General features: G+C 64.0%; 20 protein-coding genes and 1 pseudogene. 3 read left to right on the forward strand and 18 right to left on the reverse strand.

Annotated features, from left to right (window positions below; all coding sequences use genetic code 11):
- The gene (locus tag QTH90_RS30475; protein WP_286668327.1) at nt 1-858 is read right to left on the reverse strand and encodes a branched-chain amino acid ABC transporter permease; all 858 of its coding nucleotides are present in this window, start codon (nt 856-858) and stop codon (nt 1-3) included.
- Nucleotides 859-893: 35 nt separating this feature from the next.
- Entirely contained in the window at nt 894-2072 is a 1179-nt protein-coding gene (locus QTH90_RS30480) for an ABC transporter substrate-binding protein (protein ID WP_286668328.1), read from the reverse strand.
- Nucleotides 2073-2281: 209 nt separating this feature from the next.
- On the opposite strand from QTH90_RS30480, the gene QTH90_RS30485 reads away from it, so the two are divergent.
- Nucleotides 2282-2545, forward strand: coding sequence for a hypothetical protein (locus tag QTH90_RS30485; RefSeq protein WP_286668329.1), 264 nt, complete (start codon nt 2282-2284; stop codon nt 2543-2545).
- Between the two features lie 246 nt (nt 2546-2791).
- Here QTH90_RS30485 and QTH90_RS30490 read toward each other — a convergent pair whose 3' ends face one another.
- The 4 genes from QTH90_RS30490 to QTH90_RS30505 are packed head-to-tail and all read right to left on the reverse strand — an operon-like array spanning nt 2792 to nt 6306.
- Nucleotides 2792-3769, reverse strand: coding sequence for a tripartite tricarboxylate transporter substrate binding protein (locus QTH90_RS30490; RefSeq protein ID WP_286668330.1), 978 nt, complete (start codon nt 3767-3769; stop codon nt 2792-2794).
- 41 nt (nt 3770-3810) lie between these two features.
- Nucleotides 3811-4602 (reverse strand): class II aldolase/adducin family protein, encoded by a 792-nt coding sequence (locus QTH90_RS30495; protein ID WP_286668331.1) that lies wholly within the window; start codon nt 4600-4602, stop codon nt 3811-3813.
- A 25-nt stretch (nt 4603-4627) separates the two neighbouring features.
- Nucleotides 4628-5110 carry a MaoC family dehydratase gene (locus QTH90_RS30500; protein ID WP_286616469.1) on the reverse strand — a complete coding sequence of 161 codons (483 nt, stop codon included), beginning with the start codon at nt 5108-5110 and terminating at the stop codon, nt 4628-4630.
- Complete coding sequence (locus QTH90_RS30505) at nt 5107-6306, reverse strand: CaiB/BaiF CoA transferase family protein (protein ID WP_286668332.1); 1200 nt, start codon at nt 6304-6306, stop codon at nt 5107-5109. The genes QTH90_RS30500 and QTH90_RS30505 overlap by 4 nt, the downstream gene beginning before the upstream one ends.
- A 117-nt stretch (nt 6307-6423) precedes the next feature.
- Between QTH90_RS30505 and QTH90_RS30510 the strand changes: the two genes are divergently transcribed.
- Complete coding sequence (locus tag QTH90_RS30510) at nt 6424-7353, forward strand: LysR family transcriptional regulator (protein WP_286668333.1); 930 nt, start codon at nt 6424-6426, stop codon at nt 7351-7353.
- Nucleotides 7354-7374: 21 nt separating this feature from the next.
- Here QTH90_RS30510 and QTH90_RS30515 read toward each other — a convergent pair whose 3' ends face one another.
- The 8 genes from QTH90_RS30515 to QTH90_RS30550 all read right to left on the reverse strand — a co-directional run bounded on the left by QTH90_RS30515 (nt 7375) and on the right by QTH90_RS30550 (nt 15658).
- The gene (locus QTH90_RS30515; RefSeq protein ID WP_286668334.1) at nt 7375-8412 is read right to left on the reverse strand and encodes an L-idonate 5-dehydrogenase; all 1038 of its coding nucleotides are present in this window, start codon (nt 8410-8412) and stop codon (nt 7375-7377) included.
- 9 nt (nt 8413-8421) lie between these two features.
- Complete coding sequence (locus QTH90_RS30520) at nt 8422-9702, reverse strand: TRAP transporter large permease (protein ID WP_286668335.1); 1281 nt, start codon at nt 9700-9702, stop codon at nt 8422-8424.
- Complete coding sequence (locus QTH90_RS30525) at nt 9699-10286, reverse strand: TRAP transporter small permease (protein WP_286668336.1); 588 nt, start codon at nt 10284-10286, stop codon at nt 9699-9701. The genes QTH90_RS30520 and QTH90_RS30525 overlap by 4 nt, the downstream gene beginning before the upstream one ends.
- A 91-nt stretch (nt 10287-10377) precedes the next feature.
- Nucleotides 10378-11406, reverse strand: a complete 1029-nt coding sequence (locus tag QTH90_RS30530; protein ID WP_286668337.1) for a TRAP transporter substrate-binding protein — start codon at nt 11404-11406, stop codon at nt 10378-10380.
- 52 nt (nt 11407-11458) lie between these two features.
- Entirely contained in the window at nt 11459-12607 is a 1149-nt protein-coding gene (dgoD, locus tag QTH90_RS30535; protein WP_286668338.1) for a galactonate dehydratase, read from the reverse strand.
- A gap of 10 nt (nt 12608-12617) precedes the next feature.
- Nucleotides 12618-13865, reverse strand: a complete 1248-nt coding sequence (locus tag QTH90_RS30540) for an enolase C-terminal domain-like protein (protein WP_286668339.1) — start codon at nt 13863-13865, stop codon at nt 12618-12620.
- A 7-nt stretch (nt 13866-13872) separates the two neighbouring features.
- Nucleotides 13873-14841: a tripartite tricarboxylate transporter substrate binding protein gene (locus QTH90_RS30545; RefSeq protein ID WP_286668340.1), complete on the reverse strand. Its 969-nt coding sequence runs from the start codon at nt 14839-14841 to the stop codon at nt 13873-13875.
- A 46-nt stretch (nt 14842-14887) separates the two neighbouring features.
- Nucleotides 14888-15658: an SDR family oxidoreductase gene (locus QTH90_RS30550; protein ID WP_286668341.1), complete on the reverse strand. Its 771-nt coding sequence runs from the start codon at nt 15656-15658 to the stop codon at nt 14888-14890.
- Between the two features lie 225 nt (nt 15659-15883).
- On the opposite strand from QTH90_RS30550, the gene QTH90_RS30555 reads away from it, so the two are divergent.
- Nucleotides 15884-16699 carry a GntR family transcriptional regulator gene (locus tag QTH90_RS30555; RefSeq protein ID WP_286668342.1) on the forward strand — a complete coding sequence of 272 codons (816 nt, stop codon included), beginning with the start codon at nt 15884-15886 and terminating at the stop codon, nt 16697-16699.
- 288 nt (nt 16700-16987) lie between these two features.
- Here the strand turns inward: QTH90_RS30555 and QTH90_RS30560 are convergent, their stop codons facing one another.
- The 4 genes and pseudogenes from QTH90_RS30560 to QTH90_RS30575 all read right to left on the reverse strand — a co-directional run.
- On the reverse strand, nt 16988-17668 hold the full coding sequence (locus QTH90_RS30560; protein WP_286668343.1) for a P-loop NTPase family protein: 681 nt from the start codon (nt 17666-17668) through the stop codon (nt 16988-16990).
- Nucleotides 17669-17688: 20 nt separating this feature from the next.
- Nucleotides 17689-18117, reverse strand: a complete 429-nt coding sequence (locus tag QTH90_RS30565) for a GNAT family N-acetyltransferase (RefSeq protein WP_286668344.1) — start codon at nt 18115-18117, stop codon at nt 17689-17691.
- 93 nt (nt 18118-18210) lie between these two features.
- Nucleotides 18211-18636 carry a ribose 5-phosphate isomerase B gene (rpiB, locus tag QTH90_RS30570; RefSeq protein ID WP_286668345.1) on the reverse strand — a complete coding sequence of 142 codons (426 nt, stop codon included), beginning with the start codon at nt 18634-18636 and terminating at the stop codon, nt 18211-18213.
- A 252-nt stretch (nt 18637-18888) separates the two neighbouring features.
- Nucleotides 18889-19788: pseudogene (locus QTH90_RS30575) on the reverse strand (YifB family Mg chelatase-like AAA ATPase); the annotation flags it as partial.
- Nucleotides 19789-20100 lie beyond the last annotated feature (312 nt).

The raw sequence follows: 20100 nt of genomic DNA on the forward strand, positions 1-20100 counted from the left end.
TCATCGTTTCAGCACACCGTTGGGACGCCAGGCCAGCAAAAGGGCCATCGCGACAAAGAAGAACAGGCTTCCCCATTCCGAGGCGAGGTACTTGCTTGCGGTCTCGATGACGCCAAGCAGGACAGCGGCCACCAGCGAGCCGGTGATAGAACCCATGCCGCCGACGGACACGACCACCAGCACCAGCACGAGGTACTTGAGTGCGTAGTACGGCTCCAGCGGCATCAGCTCGGCGCCGAGGATGCCGCCCAGGCCGGCCAGCGCCGCGCCCGCGGCAAAGCTCGCGCATTGCACCGTGCGGATCGGGATGCCGAGCGCCGAAGCGGTGCCGCTGTGATCGACCGCCGCACGCAGCCAGATGCCGAAACGGGTACGCGTGACCGTCCACGCGGCCAGCGCCGCCACCGCGCAACCGGCGCCGATCACCAGCAGGCGTTGGGCGGGCAGGGTGCGAAAGCCCAGGTCGACCGAGCCTGCAAGGAGCGGCGGCAGCGGAATCAATTGCACCTGCGGACCGACCAGCGCGTTGGTGGCAGCGATCAGCACAAAGCTGAGCCCGATCGTGAACAGCACCTGCTCGAGTTCCTTACGGCGATAGAGGTGCCGCAGCACCAGCGCCTCGAGCACGCCGCCCAGCAGGGCCGTCGCCAGGATCGCGGCAGGCACGGCGAGCCAGAAGCTCCACCGGGCCTCGCGCGTCAGAAGGGCCGCACAGTAGCCCCCGACCATGGCGAAAGCGCCGTGACTCAGATTCACGAAGCGCATCAGGCCCAGCGTCACCGAGAGCCCGACGGCGATGACGAACAGCACCATGCCGTAGGCCAGCCCGTCGATGAGGATGTTGAGAAAGGTGTTCACGGCGAGACTTCAGGCGTGGCGGTGACCGCGCTTGCTTACTTCTCAAGCCCGAAGTCGGTCTGCGGGCCGAAGCTCTGCAGTTCCTTGTTAACCAGTTGGTCGCCGGACTTCTCCACCTTGCGCAGGTACACGTTCTGCGTGATGTGGCGCGTCTTCGGGTCGATGCTGACCGGCCCGCGCGGGCTTTCCCACTTGAGCGCGCGGCCGGCGGCCAAGGCCTTGGGGCCGTCCTTCTTACCGTCCGTGGCCTCGATCATCTTCTGGATCACGTACATGCCGTCCCAGGCGCCGACCGATGCGTAGTTGGCGACCGCACTGGGGTCCTGCTTCTTAAGGGCGGCGACGAACTTCCTGTTCTCGGGCGAGTCGTGCGCGCCCGAGTAGTGGAAGGCGGTCGTCAGGCCCAGCGCGGCGTCGCCGAACTTCTGCAGGTCGTATTCGTCGGTCTCGGCCGAGCCGAGGAACTGCACGCCGGCCTTGGCCAGGCCGTTCTCGTTGTACGCCTTCACGAAGCCCAGGTTCGGCGGGCCGCCCGGCAGGAAGGTGTAGACGGCCTGCGCGCCGCTCGCCTTGATGCGCTGCACGAAGGGTCCGAAATCGGTGGTGGCGATCGGCATGCGGATGCTCTCGACCACGGTACCGCCTTGCTTGGTGAATTCGCTCTTGAAGGCGGATTCGGCGTCGATGCCGGGGCCGTAGTCGGTGACGGCAGTCACCACCTTCTTCATGCCGTTCTTGGCAGCCCATTGCGCGACCGGTACGGTGACCTGCCACAAGGTGTAGCTGGTGCGCAGAAAGTATTCGGACTTCTCGGTGATGGCCGACGTCGCGGCGTTGAAGATGACGGTGGGCGTCTGCGACTGCTGGATCAGCGGCGCTACGGCCATGGCATTCGGGGTAAAGACGAAGCCGCCGAGGTAGTCGATCTTGTCCTTGACCAACAATTCCTGAACCAAGGTCTTGGTCAATGCGGGGTTGGGACCGCCGGTGTCGCGGTAGATGAATTCGATGTCCTTGCCGGCCAGCTTGCCGCCCTGGCTTGCGACATAGCCTTCCGCCGCGGCCTTGAAGAGCGTGCCGTAGTGCGCGAACGGGCCCGAGAAAGGACCAACGATGCCGACCTTGACGGCTTGCGCCATGGCCTGGGGGGAGGCGAGCGACAGCGTGGCCGAGGCGAAGAGCGCACATGCAATTGCGCGACGGTGGAATTTCATCGTGAGTCTCCAGTAGTGGTTCGTGCCCGAAATGCCACCGCTGTGGACTGCTCCGGTTGGCGTATTTTGATTGGCATACCAACTAGTTGCAATCCCAACCGGTTGGTGTTTACCCGCATCAGGCAAACACGCGGCTCGGGCATCCACCCTGTTGATTTCGGTGCGGCCTGCCTTCGTTCTGCGGCCGCGATGCCGGATGTGATGCAAAGATGGCCGAACGCGGCCTCGAGATGCTGAACACCACGCCGGAGCAGATCAACCAGAGCTACAGGCGCGATCTCGAGGTGATCACGAAACGGATGCAAGAGTTCGGGATCGAGGCGCAATGCGGCTCTTTCAGCACTGCGCTCGTCGTCCCGAATGGCGTGTGCGACTACAACAAGCCGGGCTTGCAAGAGCAACCGCTCGCGGGCACCTGGATTCAGATCACCGGGGTCAATGAGATGAAGATCGGTCACCCGCTGAGCGAGTAGAGGCGCGTCGCAACTTCGACGACGCATTGGCCAGCGCGCCTTTGTCAGGCCGATTGCTCTTGCTTGAATTGAGGTTCTCGACGCGCAAGGGTCAGTTCGCTGTGCCCCTGCGTGTTGTGATCGACGCTGGAACGCAGGTTGAGGCGACCGACTTCGGTGCTTGCCTGATCAATGCAATTCAAGCGGGCTTCCGGTTTGATGTCTGACTTGCCGAGTCGCCCAGGGTCGTGCGCTCGGCCCGGAATATCAGTCGACCTTGACGTTCGCGCTTTTCACGATGGCACCCCACTTGGGCACTTCCTTGGCCAGGTAGCTGCCGAAGTCAGCCGGCTTCATCCACTCGGCGGCAAAACCCTGCGCCGCCAGCTTGTCCTTGATTTCCGGCATCGCGAGAATCTTCTGCATGTCCGCGTTGATCTTGTCGATGATCGGCTTGGGTGTCGCGGCCGGCGCCATCATGCCGATGAACGCGACCGCTTCGAAGTTGGGGTAGCCCTGTTCGGCCACAGTCGGCACGTTGGGTAGAACAGGCGAGCGTTTCTTGCCCGTGACAGCCAGCGCCTTGAGCTTGCCCGACGTCACGACGGGCGTGGCCGAGATCATGGTGTCGAGCATGTAGGTGGTCTGGCCGCCCATCACGTCGGTGAGGCCCGGGCCGCTGCCTTTGTAGGGCACGTGAATGGTCTTGATGCCGGCTGCGCTGTTGAGCATTTCGCCACCGAGATGCGTCGACGAACCGTTGCCCGAAGAGGCGAACGACAACTCACCGGGCTTTGCTTTGGCCGCTGCGACGAGTTCTTTCAGGTTGCTGGCCGGGAAGTCAGGCCGCGTCACCAACACCAGCGGCCCGGTCATGATCATCGAGACCGGCGCGAGGTCCTTCAGCAGGTCGTACTTCAGCTGCTCCTTCGGGAACAACGTCATGTTGATGGCATGCGAGGTCGCAGCGATCAGGAAGGTGTAGCCGTCGGCCGGCGCCTTAGCGACGAAATCGGCGCCGATGTTAGAACCGCCGCCCGGCTTGTTCTCGACAATAAAGGATTGCTTCTCGATCTCACCGAGCTTGGCTGCGAGCAACCGGGCCACGATGTCGTTCGGACCGCCCGGCGCATAGGGTACGACGATCTTCACCGCCTTGGACGGGTATTTGTCTTCGGCATGCGAAAGCAGAGGCGTGGCGAAAACGGCCGTGGCGGCAAGGGCGAGGGCGAGGGGCTTGAACATGGTTGTCTCCGGTTTATTGAATGGGGTGAGCGTTCAGCCGCTCAGGTCTTGTACGAAGGGTCTTCGCGATCGAGCTGGCGCAGCAGCGCAGGCCATTCCATCGGAGAAAAGTTGACCTTGCCTTGCGGGCCGTAGCGCTTCGCCATCTGGGCGGCCAGTTCGGCGCTGGGCATGCTGACTTCGGCGCCACTGGCCAGCACGTCGACCTGCACCTGGCACGCGGTCTCCAGCCAGTACATCAGGTTCCAGGTGTCCTGCACGCTCGGGCCGCAGGCCACCAGTCCGTGGTTGCGCAGGATCAGCGTGCTGTGCGGGCCGAGGTCGTGCGCGATGCGGTCGCGCTCGCTCATGTCAACCGTGGGCTGCTCGTAGTCATGGAACCCTATCGCGCCGTAGAAGCGCATGGCCGATTGCGTGAGCGGCAGCAAACCTTGCTTCATCGCGGAGACCGCCATGCCGGCACGAGTGTGGGTGTGCATGACGCACTTCAGGTCGGGCCGTGCGCCATGCACGGCGCTGTGAATCATGAAGCCCGCGCGGTTCACGGGGAACTCGCCGAACTCGCCGTCGGGCTTGTCGACGACGTTGCCGTCGAGGTCCAGCGTGTAGAAGCACGAGGCCGTGATCTCCGTGTAGAGCAAGCCGAACGGGTTGATCAGGAAGTGCTTCGCATCGCCCGGCACCTTGGCCGTGATGTGGTTGTAGATGAGGTCGCTCATGCCGTACTTGGCCACCAAGCGGTAGCAGGCGGCAAGGTCGGTGCGAACCTTCCATTCCGCGTCGCTCACGCGATCACGAACGGAGGCAGGGCGGGTCTGGACAGCAGCGGTCATGGTGAGTGGGCCTTGCATTGAAAGGTCAGTGGGATTCGGGGCGGCCAGCGAGCATGCGGCGCGCCGTGTAGCGCAGCACTGCTTCGCCGCGCTGGTTGAAGACGTCGATGTTCGAGTCAACGATCGCGCGGTTGCCCTTGGACGTGGGCTTGACGCCGGCGACCTCGACCACCGCGTGGATGGTGTCGTTGACGCGCACCGGGCCTAGCACCTTTTGCGTGCATTCGAGCATCGCCATGCCTGTGCCCTGGATCATCGTTTGCAGGATGAAGCCTTCGATGAGTGAGTAAGTGAGTGCGGCCGGCACCGGGCGTCCGCCGATGGCGCTGGCGGCTCCTTCGGCATCGATGAAGATGATCTCCAGCATGCCGGTGCACGAGATGAAGTTGACCAGGTCGGTCTCGGTCACGGTGCGGTTGAAGGTCTGGAATTTCTGGCCGACCTCGAGGTCTTGCCAGAAGAAGCCGTGGCCTAGCAGCGGGTACTTGGCTGTTGTGGGTGCGCTCATATCGGTGCTCCTTGCAATGCGGGTTGTTCGGTGCCAATGGGTGCGATGCCGGCTTCGCTCAATACCTGATGGGTGTGTTCGCCCAGTCGAGGTGCCATGCGCACCGGCAGTTGTTGTCGATCGATGCGCACCGGCGCACCGGGGAAATTCAGCTTGCCCATCTTGGGGTCATCGATGGTCTTAAAGAAACCGGTTGCCTGGAGGTGTGCGTCGCCGGGCAGGTCTTCGAGGCGGTTCATGCGCGAGGCCGGCACTTCGAGGCGCGCGAACACGTCGAGCCATTCATCTGTGCTACGCGTCTCGATGACTTGCGCGGCCAGCGTGTAGAGCGCATCGATGTTGCGCGTGCGTTCGGTGATGTTGGCAAAGCGCGGATCGGCCGCGGCTTCGGGCATGCCGCCTTCGGTGAAGAAGTGCTTCCAGTGCGCGTCGGTGTAAGGCATGGCGCAGAGATAGCCGTCGGCGGTGCGGTAAGGCCGGCGATGCTTGGCGAACAGGCGCGGATAGCCAGTGTCCGCAAGGGGCGGCGAGAAGTGATGGCCGTAGAAGTGCTCGACGAGGTTGAAAGACACCATCGATTCGAGCATCGGCACCTCGACATAGCCGCCCTTGCCGGTGCGCTCACGCCGGAACAGCGCGGCCAGGATCGCATGGGTGGCCACGAGGCCAGAGGTCTTGTCGGCCGCGATCGTCGGGAAATACTGCGGCGCGCCGGACTGCCGCTCCATCAGCGCCGCGCAGCCCGACAGGCCCTGGATGATGTCGTCGTATGCCGGCATGCCGCCGTAGGGGCCGTCCGCAGCGAAGCCGTGCAGGCCGACGTAGACCAGGCGCGCGTTGCGTGCCAACAGCGTTTCGGGATCGAGGCCGATGGCCGCGAGCTTTTGCGGTCGAATGCTGTGCATCAGCACGTCAGCGGTGTCGACCAGCGTGAGGAGTGCGGCGCGGGCATCGGCGCGCTTGAGGTCCAGCACCACGCTGCGCTTGCCGCGGTTGACGCCCAGGAAGATGGCGCCCATGCCGGGTTCGGTGCTCGGGCCGGTGCGCCGGGTGGAGTCGCCTTCGGGCGGCTCGATCTTGATGACGTCTGCGCCGTACTCGGCTAGGTTCTGGCTGGCGTAGGGGCCGAGCACGACCGCGCTCAGGTCGAGGATTCGGACGCCTTCGAGTGGCAGGCTCGACGCAGGAGTGGTCATGGTGGCTGGCGGTGTCTCGGGCCGCTCGTCTGTTGGGGTATGCACGAATCGTAGAACCGGAGCATTAACGCGTCCAATACCATTCATGTCATTTGCCATACATGCAGAGTAAGCCTCATGGAACTGCGCCAGTTGCACCAGTTCATTGCCGTGGCCGAGACGCTCAACTTCGGCCGTGCCGCCCAGCGCTTGCACATGGCTCAGCCTCCGCTCTCAGTGGCGATCCGCAAGCTGGAGGAGGAGGTGGGCGCCGCACTGTTCGAGCGCCAGGCGCGCGGCGTCGCGCTGACGGCTGCTGGCACCGCCGCACTGGCCTTGGCCCGGCGTTGCGTCAGCGACGCGAGAGCCTTGCGTGACGCCGCGATCGCCGCGGCCGGTGGCGAGCGAGGGACGCTACGCGTGGGCTTTGTCGGATCGGCCACCTATGCGCTGCTGCCGAGCCTGCTGCCCACATTTCGCGCCCGCTATCCTCAAGTCGAACTGGTGCTGCGCGAGTCCGCCAACCTGGAACTGCTGGCCATGGTTGACAGCGGTGAGCTGGACGTGGGCCTGGTCCGCTATCCGACGGGATCGGCCAGCACCTTGCTGTTCGAGATTGTCGAGCGCGACGTGTTTTGCGCGGTCCTGCCGTCGGCGCATGCGCTGGCCAGGAAGAAGAGCCTGAGCCTGAAGGAACTGTCGCGCGAGCCCTTCGTGGACTACGCCTCGACGCACGTCCCCGGCTTGCACGCCATGGTGATGCTGGCTTTCCAGCAAGCCGGGCTGACACCGCGCATCTCGCAGGAAGCGACCCAGGTGCAAACCGTGATCAGCCTGGTCCAAAGCGGCATGGGGGTGGCGCTGGTTCCCTCGGTCAGTGCGCGATTGGCAGCGCGCGACGTGGTGTTCCGCCCAGTTTCGGGGCTCCCGGCATCAGCAGGCATTTCATTGGCGATGGCCACGCGCGACGACACGCACAATCCGGCGGTGCTTCGGTTTCGGGAACTGGCATTGCGTCAAGCCTCGCCAAGGCGAAGTGCGCCATCCGACCCGCGGGCGGCGGGTTGATTGGTCGAGCTACCTTGCCCCTCAATCGAAACTCAACAGCACCTTCATCGCCTGTGAGCGGTCCGCCGCCAGCGCAAAGGCGCGGGCGGAGTCGCGGTAGGAAACGGTGGCCGAAATCAGCGGCTTCACGTCGACCAGGCGCTTGTTGAGCAGCTCCACCGCCGTGGCGAATTCCTGGTGGAAGCGGAACACGCCACGCAGGTCAAACTCCTTGGCCACGATGGCATTGATCGGCAGCGTCATCTCGCCCCCCGACAGGCCCAGCTGCACGATGATGCCGCGCGGTCGCAGCACTTCGAAGGCGCCGCGCAATGCGCGCTCGTTGCCGCTGGCTTCGAACAGGACGTCGAACTGACCCTTGTCCACCGCAAAACGCGCTAACCCATCCGGTTCTTCGGCAATGTTGACGACCTCGTCGGCGCCGACCTTGAGTGCCTTGCTCAAGGGATGCGCGCCCATGTCGGTCGCCACGATATGCCCTGCGCCGGCGCGTCGTGCCGCAATGATGGCAAGCGCACCGATTGGTCCGCACCCAGTGACCAGCACCTTCTTGCCCAGCAGTGGCCCAGCGCGGTTGATGCCGTGCAGCGCCACCGAGAGCGGCTCGGCCATCGCGCCTTGCTGGTCGGTAAGGTGGTCGGCCAGCCGGTGCGCCTGGTAGGCGTCCACCACTATCTGTTGGCGGAAGGCGCCCTGCACGTGCGGGTTACGCATGGCGCTGCCGTAGTAGCGCATGTCTAGGCAGTGGTTCTGCAGACCTTCCTGGCAGAAGCGGCACAGGCCACAGGGCCGGCTGGGGCTCACCGCGATGCGCTCGCCGGGCGCATAGGCCGTGACGCCTTCGCCCACGGCTTCGATGACGCCGGCCACCTCGTGGCCAAGCACCATCGGTTGCTGGATGCGAACGGTGCCGAAGCCGCCGTGCTGGTAGTAGTGCAGGTCGGATCCGCAGATGCCGCCACAGCGCACGCGCACGCGCAACTGTCCGGGGCCGAGTTCGTCCGTGGGAAATTCCTCGACGCGCAGGTCGCCGGGGGCGTGGATTACAAGGGCTTCCATCTCAACTCCTCATCGGGTCATCATTCGAAGCGGCCACATCACGATCTCCGGGAACACCACAAGCAGCAGCATCACCAACGTCTGCGCGATCATGAAGGGCATCACCCCCTTGATCGCGCCGCTCATCGGGATCTTGGCGATCCCGCACACCACGTTCAGCACCGTGCCCACCGGCGGCGTCACCAGGCCGATGGCGTTGTTCATGATGAACAGTACGCCGAAGTACACCGGGTCGATGCCGGCCTGCTTGAGCACCGGCATCAGCACCGGCGTCATGATCAGCACCGTGGGCGTGAAGTCCAGCGCGGTGCCCACCAGCAGCACCAGCATCATCAGCGCGAAGGTGAGCAGCATCTTGTTGCCCATGAGCGGCTCGACCAGGTCGGCCAGTTGCTGCGGGATGTTCGCAGTGGTGATCAGCCAGGCCGAAACGCCCGCGGCCGACACCAGGAACATGATCACCGCCGTGGTCTCGGCCGCCCGGTAGAACAGGTGGAAGAGCTGGCTTGGCTTGATCTCGCGATACACCACCAGCCCGACGATGAGCGAGTACACGGCCGCGATCACCGCAGCCTCGGTCGGCGTGAACCAGCCGAGCTTGAGGCCGCCGACGATGACGATCGGCAGCACCAGCGCCCACAAGGAGTCGCGCGTGGCGGTGCGCCGCTCAGCCATGCTTCGCTTGGGTTCGCCCTTGACCTTGTCGCGCTGGATCGACCAGCGCCATGCCACCATGATCGCCAGGCCCATCATCACGCCCGGCACGATGCCAGCAATGAAGAGCTTGGTGATCGACACCCCGCCTGTCACGCCGTACAGGATCATGCCGATCGAGGGCGGGATCACCGGCGCGATGATGCCGCCGCAGGCGATCAGGCCGCAGGAGCGGTTCACGTCGTAGCCGGCGTTGCGCATCATCGGCACCAGCACCGCGGCGAGCGCGGCCGTGTCGGCCACCGCCGAGCCGGAGAGCGAGGCCATGATGACGGCCGCCACCACCGCCACGTAGCCCAGGCCGCCGCGGATGTGACCGACCCAGGACATCGCCATGTTGATGATGCGGCGCGTCATGCCACCGGCGTTCATGAACTCGCCGGCCAGCATGAAGAAGGGCACCGCCAGCAGCGGAAAGCTGTTGGCGCCGTCCCACATGTTCTGAATCACGATCTGCGGGTCGGTGACGCCCAGGTAGAACATCATCGAGAGGCCACAGCCGATCAGGGCGAAAGCGACCGGCATGCCCAGGGCCATGAGGGCCAGCAAGGATCCAACGAAAACGAAGATGGTCATGGCTTGCGCCCTCCTTCGATACGGGCGCGTTGTTCTTCCATCTCGTGCTCGGTCTCGAGTGCCTCGGCCATGCCCTCTTCATGCACATCGATCAGCTCGTCGTCAGACACCTTGCCGGCGAACAGGCGGACGAGATTGGACAGGCAGATCAGGCCGATCGCCGTGCCGGTGAGGTAGCTCACGCCGAACACCCACAGCGTGCTGATCTGGGCCACCGGCGATGCGGTCTCCTTGATGATGTCGTGCTGCAACCAGGTGCCGTAGACGATGTAGATGCAGCACACCAGCATGATGGCCTGGCTGATGCCCCAGCACACGCGCCGGCCGAACACCGGCAGCGCCTGCACCAGCATGTCCACCCCCAGGTGCGCCCGGCGCCGCATGCCGACGATGGCCCCCAGGAAGGTCATCCACACGAAGGCGTAGCGCGGTATCTCTTCGGACAGGTCGATGCCGGTGTTGAAGAACAGCCGGAGCACGACATTGCCGAACACCATCACGAGCATCACGAGCATGCACAGGACCATGACGACCTCCAGCGCGCGCGTCATTGCGTCTGCCAAGGCTTTGAAGGGCTTAGTCATAGGAACACCAATGGGGGGTGAAGAACGGGTGGCTGGCGGGCGAGGCAGTCGCAGCCGCCGGCAATATGCAGGCGCGTGTCAGGCGGCCGGACTACTTGCTCGCCGTGCGCGCCTTGGCAATCTCGTCGTAGAAGCCCTTGACGAACTCGTCGCCGATGATGGGCGAGAACTTCGCGACCACCGGCTTGACCTTGTCCTGGATGCGCGCGAGTTCGGCCGGGCTCACGGTGTTGACCGTCACGCCGTCGGCCTTGAACTTGGCTATGACGTCTGCGTTGCCCTGGTCCAGCAACTGGCGCTGGTAGAGGCCGGCTTCGACGGCCGCCTTTTGCACGCCGGCCTTGTCGGCGGGCGAGAGTGTGTCCCAGAACTTCTTGGACGCCACCAGGGCCGACGGCGTGTAGACGTGGTTGGTCACCGAGATGTACTTCTGCACTTCCTGCATCTTGTTGGCGTACATGTGCAGCAGCGGGTTCTCCTGGCCGTCGAGGGCCTTGATTTCAAGGGCCGGGAAGACCTCGGCAAAGGCCATCGGCACGGCGTTGGCGCCAATGGTCTTCCAGGTGTCCAGTGCGACGGGGTTGGCCATCACGCGGATCTTCAGGCCGTTGACGTCTTCCAGCTTGGCGACGCTGTGCTTGCTGTTGGACAGGTTGCGAAAACCCATGCCGGTCCAGGTCAGGCCCACCAGCCCGGTCGGTTCGAGCTTCTGGAAGATCTTCTTGGACGAAGCGCCGTCGAGCAGGGCGTACACCTCGCGTTCGTTCTGGAACATGAAGGGCAAGTCCCAGATTTGCACTTCCTTGACACGTGTGGACAGCGGCGCGAGCGTGCCGATGTAGAACTCCTGCGTGCCGGCCTGTACCGCCTGCAGTTCCTTCTCGTCACTGCCGAGCACGCCGCTGGAGTAGGTCTGGATCTTGACGTTGCCATTGGTGTAGGTGCTCGCGAGTTCGGCGAACTTCTTCATCGCGACCGATTGCGGATGGCTGTCGGGCATGGCCTGGCCGAGCTTGGCCTTGACCTCGGCGAAGGCGCCGGTGGCACCCATCGCCAATGCAGCGACGGCGGTGATGGCGAGGCGGCGCGCGGCCTTGAAAGAATTGCGCTGGATGTTCATGGTATGTCTCGGCTTGGGTTGGGTGGGGTTTGAGGTTGGGGGCGAAGAGGGCTCACCACTCGGCGACGCTGCCATCGGCGTGGCGCCAGACCGGGTTGTGCCAATCGGGCGGGTTCTGGCTGGCGTGGATCACCCGCTCCTCGTCGATCTCCACGCCAAGCCCCGGCTTGGGAAGTGCGCGGATGTGGCCTTCGTCGATGCGGAAGTCGTCCTTGTTGATGACGTAGTCCAGCAGTTCGGCGCCGCGGTTGTAGTGGATGCCCATGCTCTGTTCCTGCAGCACCGCGTTGTGCGCCACGAAGTCGATCTGCAGGCAGGCGGCGAGGGCGACCGGGCCGAGTGGGCAGTGCGGTGCAAACGCCACGTCGTAGGCTTCCGCCATCGAAGCGATCTTGTGGCACTCCGTGATGCCGCCGGCGTGCGAGAGATCGGGCTGCAGGATGGCAATGCCGCCTTCCTGCAGCACGCGCTTGAACTCGAAGCGCGAATACATGCGCTCGCCGGCCGCCAAGGGGATAGAAGTTGCGGCCGCGAGGCGGGGGTAGTGCTCGGCCTGTTCGGCCAGCACCGGCTCTTCTACAAAGAGCGGCCGATAGGGCTCCAGAGCTGCGAGCAAAGTCTTGGCCATCGGAGCGGACACGCGTCCATGAAAATCCAGCCCGAAGCTCACGCTCATGCCGAGCGCATCGCGCACGGCGGCAATCTTTGCCACGGCTTCATCGACCGCACGCGGCGAGTCGAGCAAGCCCATCTCTTCACAGCCATTGAGCTTGAAGGTGTCGATGCCTCCTTCGAGTAGGCGCTGCATGTCGTTGACGATGTCGCCTGGGCGGTCGCCGCCGACCCAGCTGTAGACCTTCATGCGGTCGCGCACCTTGCCGCCGAGCAACTCGTACACCGGTACGCCCAGCGCCTTGCCCTTGATGTCCCACAGGGCCTGGTCGATGCCGGCGATGGCGCTCATCAGGATGGCACCACCGCGGTAGAAGTTGCCGCGGTACATGGTCTGCCACAGGTCGTTGATGCGCGAGGGGTCCTTGCCGATCAGCGTCTCGCCGAACTCCTGCACCGCCGTCTCGACGGTGCGCGCACGGCCTTCGATGACGGGCTCGCCCCAGCCGGTGATGCCCTCGTCGGTCTCGATCTTGAGGAACATCCAGCGCGGTGCGACGCGGTAGGTGGTCAGGCGGGTGATCTTCATGGGCGCGTCTTCAGGGCGTTTGGAGCGTGCCGTCGACGAGGCGCGTCTGGGTCCACCTCGTCACGACGTTCTCGCACGGATACTTCGCGGCGGCGCGTTCGTCGATGTCCACGCCCAGGCCTGGCTTGTCGTTGGCATACACGTAGCCTTGCCGGAACTCGGGCAGTCCGGGGAAGACCTCCAGCAACGCATCGCGCGGGCCCTTCAGGTCCTGGATGACGAAATTGGGCGGCTCGGTGCCCGACCACTCCTGCACGCCGAAATTGCGCGCCGCCAGATCGATGTGGATGTTGGCCGCATGCGCCAGCGGCGACATGTCGCCGGGGCCGTGCCATGCCGTGCGCACGCCGAACTGCTCGGCAAAGATCTGGAGCTTGCGCCCCGGCGTGATGCCGCCGATCTGGCTCAGGTGCACGCGGATGTAGTCGATCAGCTGCTCGCTGATCAGGGATTTCCATTCGCTTGGGTTGTTGAAAAGCTCGCCCTGCGCCAGCGGGATCTTCGTCTTCTCGCGCAGCTGCCGCAGCCACTTGCCTTCTTCGAGCGGGATCGCGTCTTCAAGAAAGAACAGGTCGAACTGCTCCATCTCGCAGGCAAAGCGGATGGCGTCTATGGGCTGCAGCCGCTCGTGCACGTCATGGCACAGCTGCACGTCGAAGCCGACCTTACTCCGAATGCCTTCAAAGAGCTTGAGCGTGTCGCGCATGTATTTGCGGCTGTCGAGGTACACGCCGTCTGCGGCACCGGCAGGAGCGCTGGATGGCGCTGCCCCGAAGCCTCCGCCACCGTAGCCGCCACTCTGGCAACGCACGTGCGTGATGCCCTGCGCACGGTACTTCTCGATGTTGTCGCACAGCTCACTCAGGTCCTTGCCGTCGGCATGGCGATAGATCGGCACGCCCTCGCGCACCTTGCCGCCGAACAGCTGGTACAGCGGCATGCCGGCCATCTTGCCCTTGATGTCCCACAGGGCCATGTCGACGCCGGAGATGGCGTTGTTCTCCACGGGGCCGTTGCGCCAGTAGGCGTTCTGGTGCATCAGTTGCCAGAGTTCCTCGATCGCAGTCGCATCGCGGCCGATGAGCAGCGGGCGAATGTATTCCTCCAGCAGGCACTGCACCACGCGGTGGCGGTAGGCAAAGGTCGCGCAGCCCAGGCCGAAGAGGCCCGGCTGGTTGGTCTCGACCTTCACGACGATCAGGTTGATGCCTTCGGGCGCTGTCAGGATGACCTTGACGTCGGTGATGAGGGTGGCCATGGCGCCCTTACTTCTGGATGGTCAGGCCGCTGAGCAACTTCTTGAAGTAGTCAGACTGGCTGTTCATGAAGGCCTTGAACTGCTCGCCGTCCATGTAGGCCGGCTGCAGGTTGGCCTTGAGCAAGGCTTCGCTGAAGGCGGGGTCTTGCGCCGTCTTGCGGGTGGCTTCGCGCAGGTAGGTCACGACTTCGGGCGGCGTGTTAAGCGGAACGCCCAGCCCGCGCCAGGTGCCGATGACGAGGTCCGTTCCTTTTTCCTTGAAGGTGGGCACCTTGTCGTAAGGCGCCGGCAGGCGGCGGTCCGCCATCGAGATCAGCACGCGCAGCTTGCCCGCTGCAACGAAGGAGCCAATTTCCGCCGGGCTGACGGCAATGGCATCGACGTGACCGCCGGCCAGCGCCATCACGCTGGGCGCCGCGCCCTGGTAGGGCACATGGTTGAATTTGACGCCGGTCTTCTCCTCGACTGCCGCTGCGGCGAGATGCCAGATGGTTCCGCTGCCCGCGTTGCCCATCGTGACGCCGCCGGGCGTCTTCTTGGCCTGGGCCAGCAAGTCGTCGATGGACTGGAAGGGCGAATCGGCACGCACGGCGATCAGCCCCGGGTCGCCGTTCAAACGTGCCAGCGGGATGAAGTCGTTGGTAGTGACCTTGGTCATCGCGAGGTGCGGAATGATCGCCAGCTCGGAGATCAGCACGCCGACCTTGTAGCCATCCGGCGTCGCGCGCTGCACTTCGGTCATGCCGATGCCGCCACTCGCACCGGGCTTGTTGCTCACCACGATGGGCTGGGTGATGTACTTCTTGGACACTTCGGCGAAAAGACGCGCCATGACATCGGTGCCGCCGCCGGCGGAGGAGGGCACCACCATTTCGATCGGATGGTTGGGGTAGTCGGACGCTGCCGTTGCCACCGGGGCCTGCATTGCCGCCGCCGTGGTGAGGATGGCGGCAAGCGCCACGCGAATCTGCTTCATGGGGGTCTCCGTTCGTGTAGGAAGATGAATGGGCTCGGGACGCGCTTCAGAGCACGGCCAGCATGCCGCCGTCGACATAGAGGATCTGGCCGTTGACGTAGTCAGAGGCCGCGGATGCGAGGTAGATGGCTGTGCCGCCGAGCTCATCGGGCCGGCCCCAGCGGCGCGCCGGCGTGCGGGCCTTAACCCACGCGTCGAACTCCGGGTTTTGCAGCAGGGCGGTGTTCATCTCGGTCGCCATGTAGCCCGGGCCGATGGCGTTGGCCTGTATGCCGTGCTGCGCCCACTCGGCCGCCATCGCGCGCGTGAGCATCTTGATGCCGCCCTTGGCCGCGGTGTAGGGCGCCACGGTGGCGCGGGCGGCTTCGCTGGTGAGCGAGCCGATGTTGATGACCTTGCCGCCGGACTGGCGCGCGATCATGCGGCGGGCGGCCTCGCGGCCGACCAGGAAGGCGCTGGTGAGGTTGGTGCGCAGCACCTTGTCCCACTCGTCCACCGAGAGATCGACCAGGAGCTTGCGAAGCTGGATACCGGCGTTGTTGACCAGGATGTCCACCGCAATGCCGCGCGAGTCGAGTTGTTCGAAGGCTGCACAGACGGCAACGTCGTCGGTCACGTCGAAGGGGGCCGTCTCGACCTGGTGGCCCTTGCCGCGCAGCGATTCGGCGCTCTGCGCCAGTCGCTCCAGGTCGACGCCGTTGAGCACGATGCGTGCGCCGGCCTGAGCCAGGGCTTCGGCAATTCCGTGACCCAGTCCGCGCGAGGAACCGGTGACCAGGGCCGTACGGCCGGAAAGGTTGAACAGTGGGTGGGACATCGGGCGTGTGTGTTGGTGCGGTGCGTTTGCCGAAGAATACTGTGATATTTCACGATATGTTTAGGCGTTTTCCCTGACACAAGGCGGTGGACCGATTCGCGGCGGTTTTCCATGAATACACCTGAAACCGGCCTGAAATCAGTGAATTCCATTGCATATCACGATATGCTCGACGCCCTGAAGAGGTCGCGGCATGTCGCGGCCTCCTGCGTCGGAACCACCCTTATGGCAACCTCCAAGCGCCCCCGTGCGAAACCCCGAATTGCTGCCAGTGAAGAGCTCACCAGCCATGAGCCCCAGCGCCGCCGCATGCCGGTCAGCCTGTCGGATGCGGCCTATGAGCGCATCGAGGAATTGCTGGTGTGTTGCGAACTGAAGCCAGGCCGCTTCCTTGCAACGCACGACCTGCAGAAGTTGACGGGCTTCGGCCGAACGCCGGTGCTCCAGGCCGTCAACCGACTGGCGGCAGACACCTTGCTCATCGTCGCGCCGCGCCATGGCGTGCAGATCGCGCCTGTCGACCTCACGCGCGACCGTGTGCTGTTGCGCTTGCGGCGTGACATGGAGCGCTTCGTGATTCGCCTGGCCACTGAGCGATCAGGTGCATCGCAGCGCAACCAGATGCTGCACCTCAAGCGCCATTTGATCGAGCGCCGCGGCGAGCTGAACCTCGACCAGTTCAACCTGGTCGATCGGCGGATCGACAAGCTCTTCATGGCGGCTGCTGGCGAGCCTTTCGTGGAAAGCACGCTGCGTCCCCTTCACACCATCTTCAGGCGATTGGGTTGGATCTATCACACCCAGACCGGACGGGGCGTGAACCTGAACGACACGGTCGACGGCCATGTTGCGGTCATCGAGGCCGTTGCCGACGGCCAAGTCGACAAAGCCATCGCAGCATCCGACCATCTCATGGACTTCGTGGAAGGGATGTTCGATGTGCTGGAACGTGAAGTCTCGCCCACACTGCTGGATTGCAGCCTGGACATGCTGGACGACACCTTCATGGAAGGCGCGGCGCTCGCACGCATCGAAGCGTGAAAAAATTTGGGCGGTGGACCGGCGTCGACCTGGCTCACTGGCGCTCTCGCGACAGCCATCTTTTTCGCTGGGTTTGGCGTTGCCTTGGTCTGGCAGGCCTGTCGCACAGACAAGAACTGACCACGCACGCCGCAGAATCCGGCAACCCAGCAGTCATAGCGTGAATGACTGCTTCGGAGCAAGTCCGATGACCGCTAAGGAGGGCTCAGGCGGCGTTTTCTCGAATGCTCCAAGGGGTCAACGACCCTCGAAAACTTGAGTCAACTGAGTTTTCACACAACCTCGGCCCTAAGCCGTCTTCCAGATTTCTCGTAAGCGGACATCCGCGCCACGCAAAAACGCGATGCTCTCTGAAAGCTGCGACCTCGCATCACCGGGCTCAGCAGTGAGCGTCAAGATCGGCATGCCATCCCGTTTGACGAGTTCGTTGCATCGCGCGGCATAGTCTGACCAGAACGAATGCATGCCCAACTCACCCTTCCAGTTCCGAGCCGTCGAGTAAGGCGTTTCCTGCAGATAGGTTGAGACTTTGCAGGACCAATCTGCGCCGCGATGGGCCGAAACGCGGCGCGAATGCTCCAAAGCATTGTCAGGACATAGATAGATCAGTCCGGGTGAGAGCGGTTTGATGATCTCGATGAACCGCTGGAAATACTCATCCACGGTCGCGTGCCCTTGCTCCATCATGAATCGAACTGTCGACTGAAGCGCGCTACCTTCCAGAAGGTGAAGCCCGCCGCTAGTTCCGACGCGCTCGACGAAATGATGCCAACTGTCGAGGCAGCGTTTAGCGAACGCCGGCTCGTTCCGTGCCTGTCTGAAGGTGGCGGGATGCACCGGGTGATCGGCTTCCTCCTCAAGGTACCAGTTCGCTTCGAGCCCGTTAGAGCGAATGACCTCGCAGAGGCCCCGTGCAAGAGTGCTTTTGCCGGTGCCAGGAAGCCCTTCAATAAGAACAAGTCTCACCATGTCAAGGCTAAAAATGCCGCTTAGCCCACGAGCGATTTCTTCATGGAGGCGAGGTAGAAGCCGGGCGCATAGTCGTAGACTCGCGCGTACTCCTCGTAGCCACGTTTCATGTAGAACGCGGGCGCTTGCCACTCGAAGGTGTCGAGCTTCGCATTCTTGGCACCCAACTCGATGGCCTGCCGCTCGGCTTCGGCGAGCAGGGGGCTACCCAGACCCGAGCCGCGCACGTCGGCTTCGACAAAAAGCACTTCGATGTTGAGCCAGTAGAGAAACACAAAGCTTCGCAGCCCGCCGAGCAATCGGCCGCTCCCGTCTTTGGCGTTGAGCCGGATGCACTGCTGCTCGGGATACTCGCCGACGAAGCCGTAGTTGTAGTGGCGCAGCTTGCGGCCTACCTCACCGGAGCGGAGTTCCTCGGGAGTTGCGGCGGTGATAGTGATGTTTTCCATTCGGGAGAAAGGTAGCGGAGCCGAGCCGCGTAGGTCGGCTTGTGGGCCGCATCCTGCCACACCCGCACCAAGGCCATCGGGCCCAAAGCAGACTTAGCTCAACTCTATTTTCGCGACGCGAGAAGCGTGCCGTCCGCCTTCGTACACTCCGTCAAGGAAGGCATCCACTATGTCGATTGCCGTACCCGCGCCGATGACTCTCGCACCGAGGCAAAGGACATTGGTATCGTTGTGCTGCCGTGACATGCGTGCGCTCAGAGGCTCGCTGCACACGACGGCGCGGACGGCTGCGTGCCGATTTGCAGCAATCGACATTCCCACGCCAGTTCCACACACAAGGACCGCACGCTCAATCTCGTTGGACTCAATGGCGCGGCCAACTGCATGTGCGAAATCGGGGTAGTCGCAAGAGGCGCTCGCGTCAGTTCCGAAATCTCGCACGGCGATGCCGCGACCTTGCAGTTCCGCGACGAGGGCGCGTTTCAACTCCAGGCCGGCATGGTCAGACGCGACGCCCAATTGCTTTGTCAGTTGTTTCTCATAAGGCAGACCAATGTCTGCTTCTGGCCGACTGTAGCCTGTCAGCTTTCAGGCCGTTGGGTCGGACGAGGCTACAGCGGGGCGGCAATGGCGCCTGGAGGAGGCCGTTGGGGCTCGCTCCACCGGCGCCGGCGCAACTTTGAAAACCCGACCGGCGTAAATTTGAAAACGGCGCGCGTAACTTGTTGATTTTCCTAGGTTTGAAAGTGCGACAACTTTGGAGGAACTCACCGGCCGCGGCGGTGAGCCGCCACCCACCATCGCCACCGCGCTGGCCGTGTGATGCGGGCTCGAAGTCGGTCGGCGCATCCACCGGTCGACAGCGAAGCGGCCGCCGAGGCTGGCGACAGCGGCGCTTTCGAGTGCTTCCTGCACGCTCATCGCGGGCAGCAGGCCGGCGAAGCGCTGCGCGAGCATCGACTTGCCCGAGCCGGGCGGGCCGACCATCAACAGGCTGTGGCCGCCGGCCGCCGCGATCTCCAGGGCGCGCTTGGCGCCGGCATGGCCCTTGACGTCGGCGAGGTCGGCGTGGCGCAGTTCCGGGCCCGCGGGGGCCGCCAGCACTTTGGCCCACCCGTCCTCGCCGGGATCGGCCTGCAGCGGGTTGTCGCCCGGAGGAAGAAACTGCCGCACGACATCCAGCAGGTGCCGCGCACCGTAGACCTCGGCGTCGGGCACCAGCGAGGCCTCCTGCGCGCTGTCGGCCGGCAGCACCAGCCGTGTCGCAACCCCGCTGATATGCAACGCGAGCGCCATGGCCAGCGCACCTCGCACGGGCCTCAGTTGCCCCGAAAGCGAGAGTTCACCGGCGAATTCATGACCCGCCAGCCGGGCCGCTTCGATCTGCCCGCTGGCCGCCAGGATGCCGAGGGCGATCGGCAAATCGAAGCGTCCCGAGTCCTTGGGCAGGTCCGCTGGCGCCAGATTGACCGTGATCCGCTTGTTGTTCGGGAATTCGAGACCGGCGTTCTGGATGGCCGAGCGCACGCGCTCCCGGGCTTCCTTGACCTCCACATCGGCCAGGCCGACCAGCGTGAAGCTGGGCAAACCGTTCGCCAGATGCACCTCAACCGTGACAGAGGCCGCTTCGAGGCCCAGCAAGGCGCGGCTTTGCACCAAAGACAGACTCATTCTTCTCCCTATCCCCAAGATGGTGCGTCCATCTCTTGTTTCATTGTTACGACGTGCATCCTTGGTCGTTGCCCGGCTTCGCAAGCTTGTTGACACTTTGGCACGCTCCCTGCTTTGACATGGTTTCCAAACCACTTTCAAAACACCCCCGAGGAGTCACTCGATGATGCACCGTAAATCCGTTCTGGTCCTGGCCGTGGGCGCCCTTGCCGCCTTGCCGATGCTCGCGAGCGCGCAGACTGCCCCTGCCGAGCCGGCTCCCGCGCCGAACCTCACGGGCAACGTGGCGCTGACCACCAACTACAAGTTCCG

Source organism: Variovorax flavidus (assembly GCF_030317145.1).
In the GTDB taxonomy this organism is placed as follows: domain Bacteria; phylum Pseudomonadota; class Gammaproteobacteria; order Burkholderiales; family Burkholderiaceae_C; genus Variovorax; species Variovorax flavidus.

Coding starts and splice junctions, on each gene's coding strand:
- dgoD (WP_286668338.1), bottom strand. CDS start 12,607: ATGAAGATCACCCGCCTGACCACCTACCGCGTCGCACCGCGCTGGATG.
- QTH90_RS30525 (WP_286668336.1), bottom strand. CDS start 10,286: ATGACTAAGCCCTTCAAAGCCTTGGCAGACGCAATGACGCGCGCGCTG.
- QTH90_RS30515 (WP_286668334.1), bottom strand. CDS start 8,412: ATGGAAGCCCTTGTAATCCACGCCCCCGGCGACCTGCGCGTCGAGGAA.
- QTH90_RS30560 (WP_286668343.1), bottom strand. CDS start 17,668: ATGGTGAGACTTGTTCTTATTGAAGGGCTTCCTGGCACCGGCAAAAGC.
- QTH90_RS30540 (WP_286668339.1), bottom strand. CDS start 13,865: ATGGCCACCCTCATCACCGACGTCAAGGTCATCCTGACAGCGCCCGAA.
- QTH90_RS30520 (WP_286668335.1), bottom strand. CDS start 9,702: ATGACCATCTTCGTTTTCGTTGGATCCTTGCTGGCCCTCATGGCCCTG.
- QTH90_RS30480 (WP_286668328.1), bottom strand. CDS start 2,072: ATGAAATTCCACCGTCGCGCAATTGCATGTGCGCTCTTCGCCTCGGCC.
- QTH90_RS30545 (WP_286668340.1), bottom strand. CDS start 14,841: ATGAAGCAGATTCGCGTGGCGCTTGCCGCCATCCTCACCACGGCGGCG.
- QTH90_RS30555 (WP_286668342.1), top strand. CDS start 15,884: ATGGCAACCTCCAAGCGCCCCCGTGCGAAACCCCGAATTGCTGCCAGT.
- QTH90_RS30500 (WP_286616469.1), bottom strand. CDS start 5,110: ATGAGCGCACCCACAACAGCCAAGTACCCGCTGCTAGGCCACGGCTTC.
- QTH90_RS30565 (WP_286668344.1), bottom strand. CDS start 18,117: ATGGAAAACATCACTATCACCGCCGCAACTCCCGAGGAACTCCGCTCC.
- QTH90_RS30495 (WP_286668331.1), bottom strand. CDS start 4,602: ATGACCGCTGCTGTCCAGACCCGCCCTGCCTCCGTTCGTGATCGCGTG.
- QTH90_RS30550 (WP_286668341.1), bottom strand. CDS start 15,658: ATGTCCCACCCACTGTTCAACCTTTCCGGCCGTACGGCCCTGGTCACC.
- QTH90_RS30510 (WP_286668333.1), top strand. CDS start 6,424: ATGGAACTGCGCCAGTTGCACCAGTTCATTGCCGTGGCCGAGACGCTC.
- QTH90_RS30530 (WP_286668337.1), bottom strand. CDS start 11,406: ATGAACATCCAGCGCAATTCTTTCAAGGCCGCGCGCCGCCTCGCCATC.
- QTH90_RS30490 (WP_286668330.1), bottom strand. CDS start 3,769: ATGTTCAAGCCCCTCGCCCTCGCCCTTGCCGCCACGGCCGTTTTCGCC.
- QTH90_RS30505 (WP_286668332.1), bottom strand. CDS start 6,306: ATGACCACTCCTGCGTCGAGCCTGCCACTCGAAGGCGTCCGAATCCTC.
- QTH90_RS30485 (WP_286668329.1), top strand. CDS start 2,282: ATGGCCGAACGCGGCCTCGAGATGCTGAACACCACGCCGGAGCAGATC.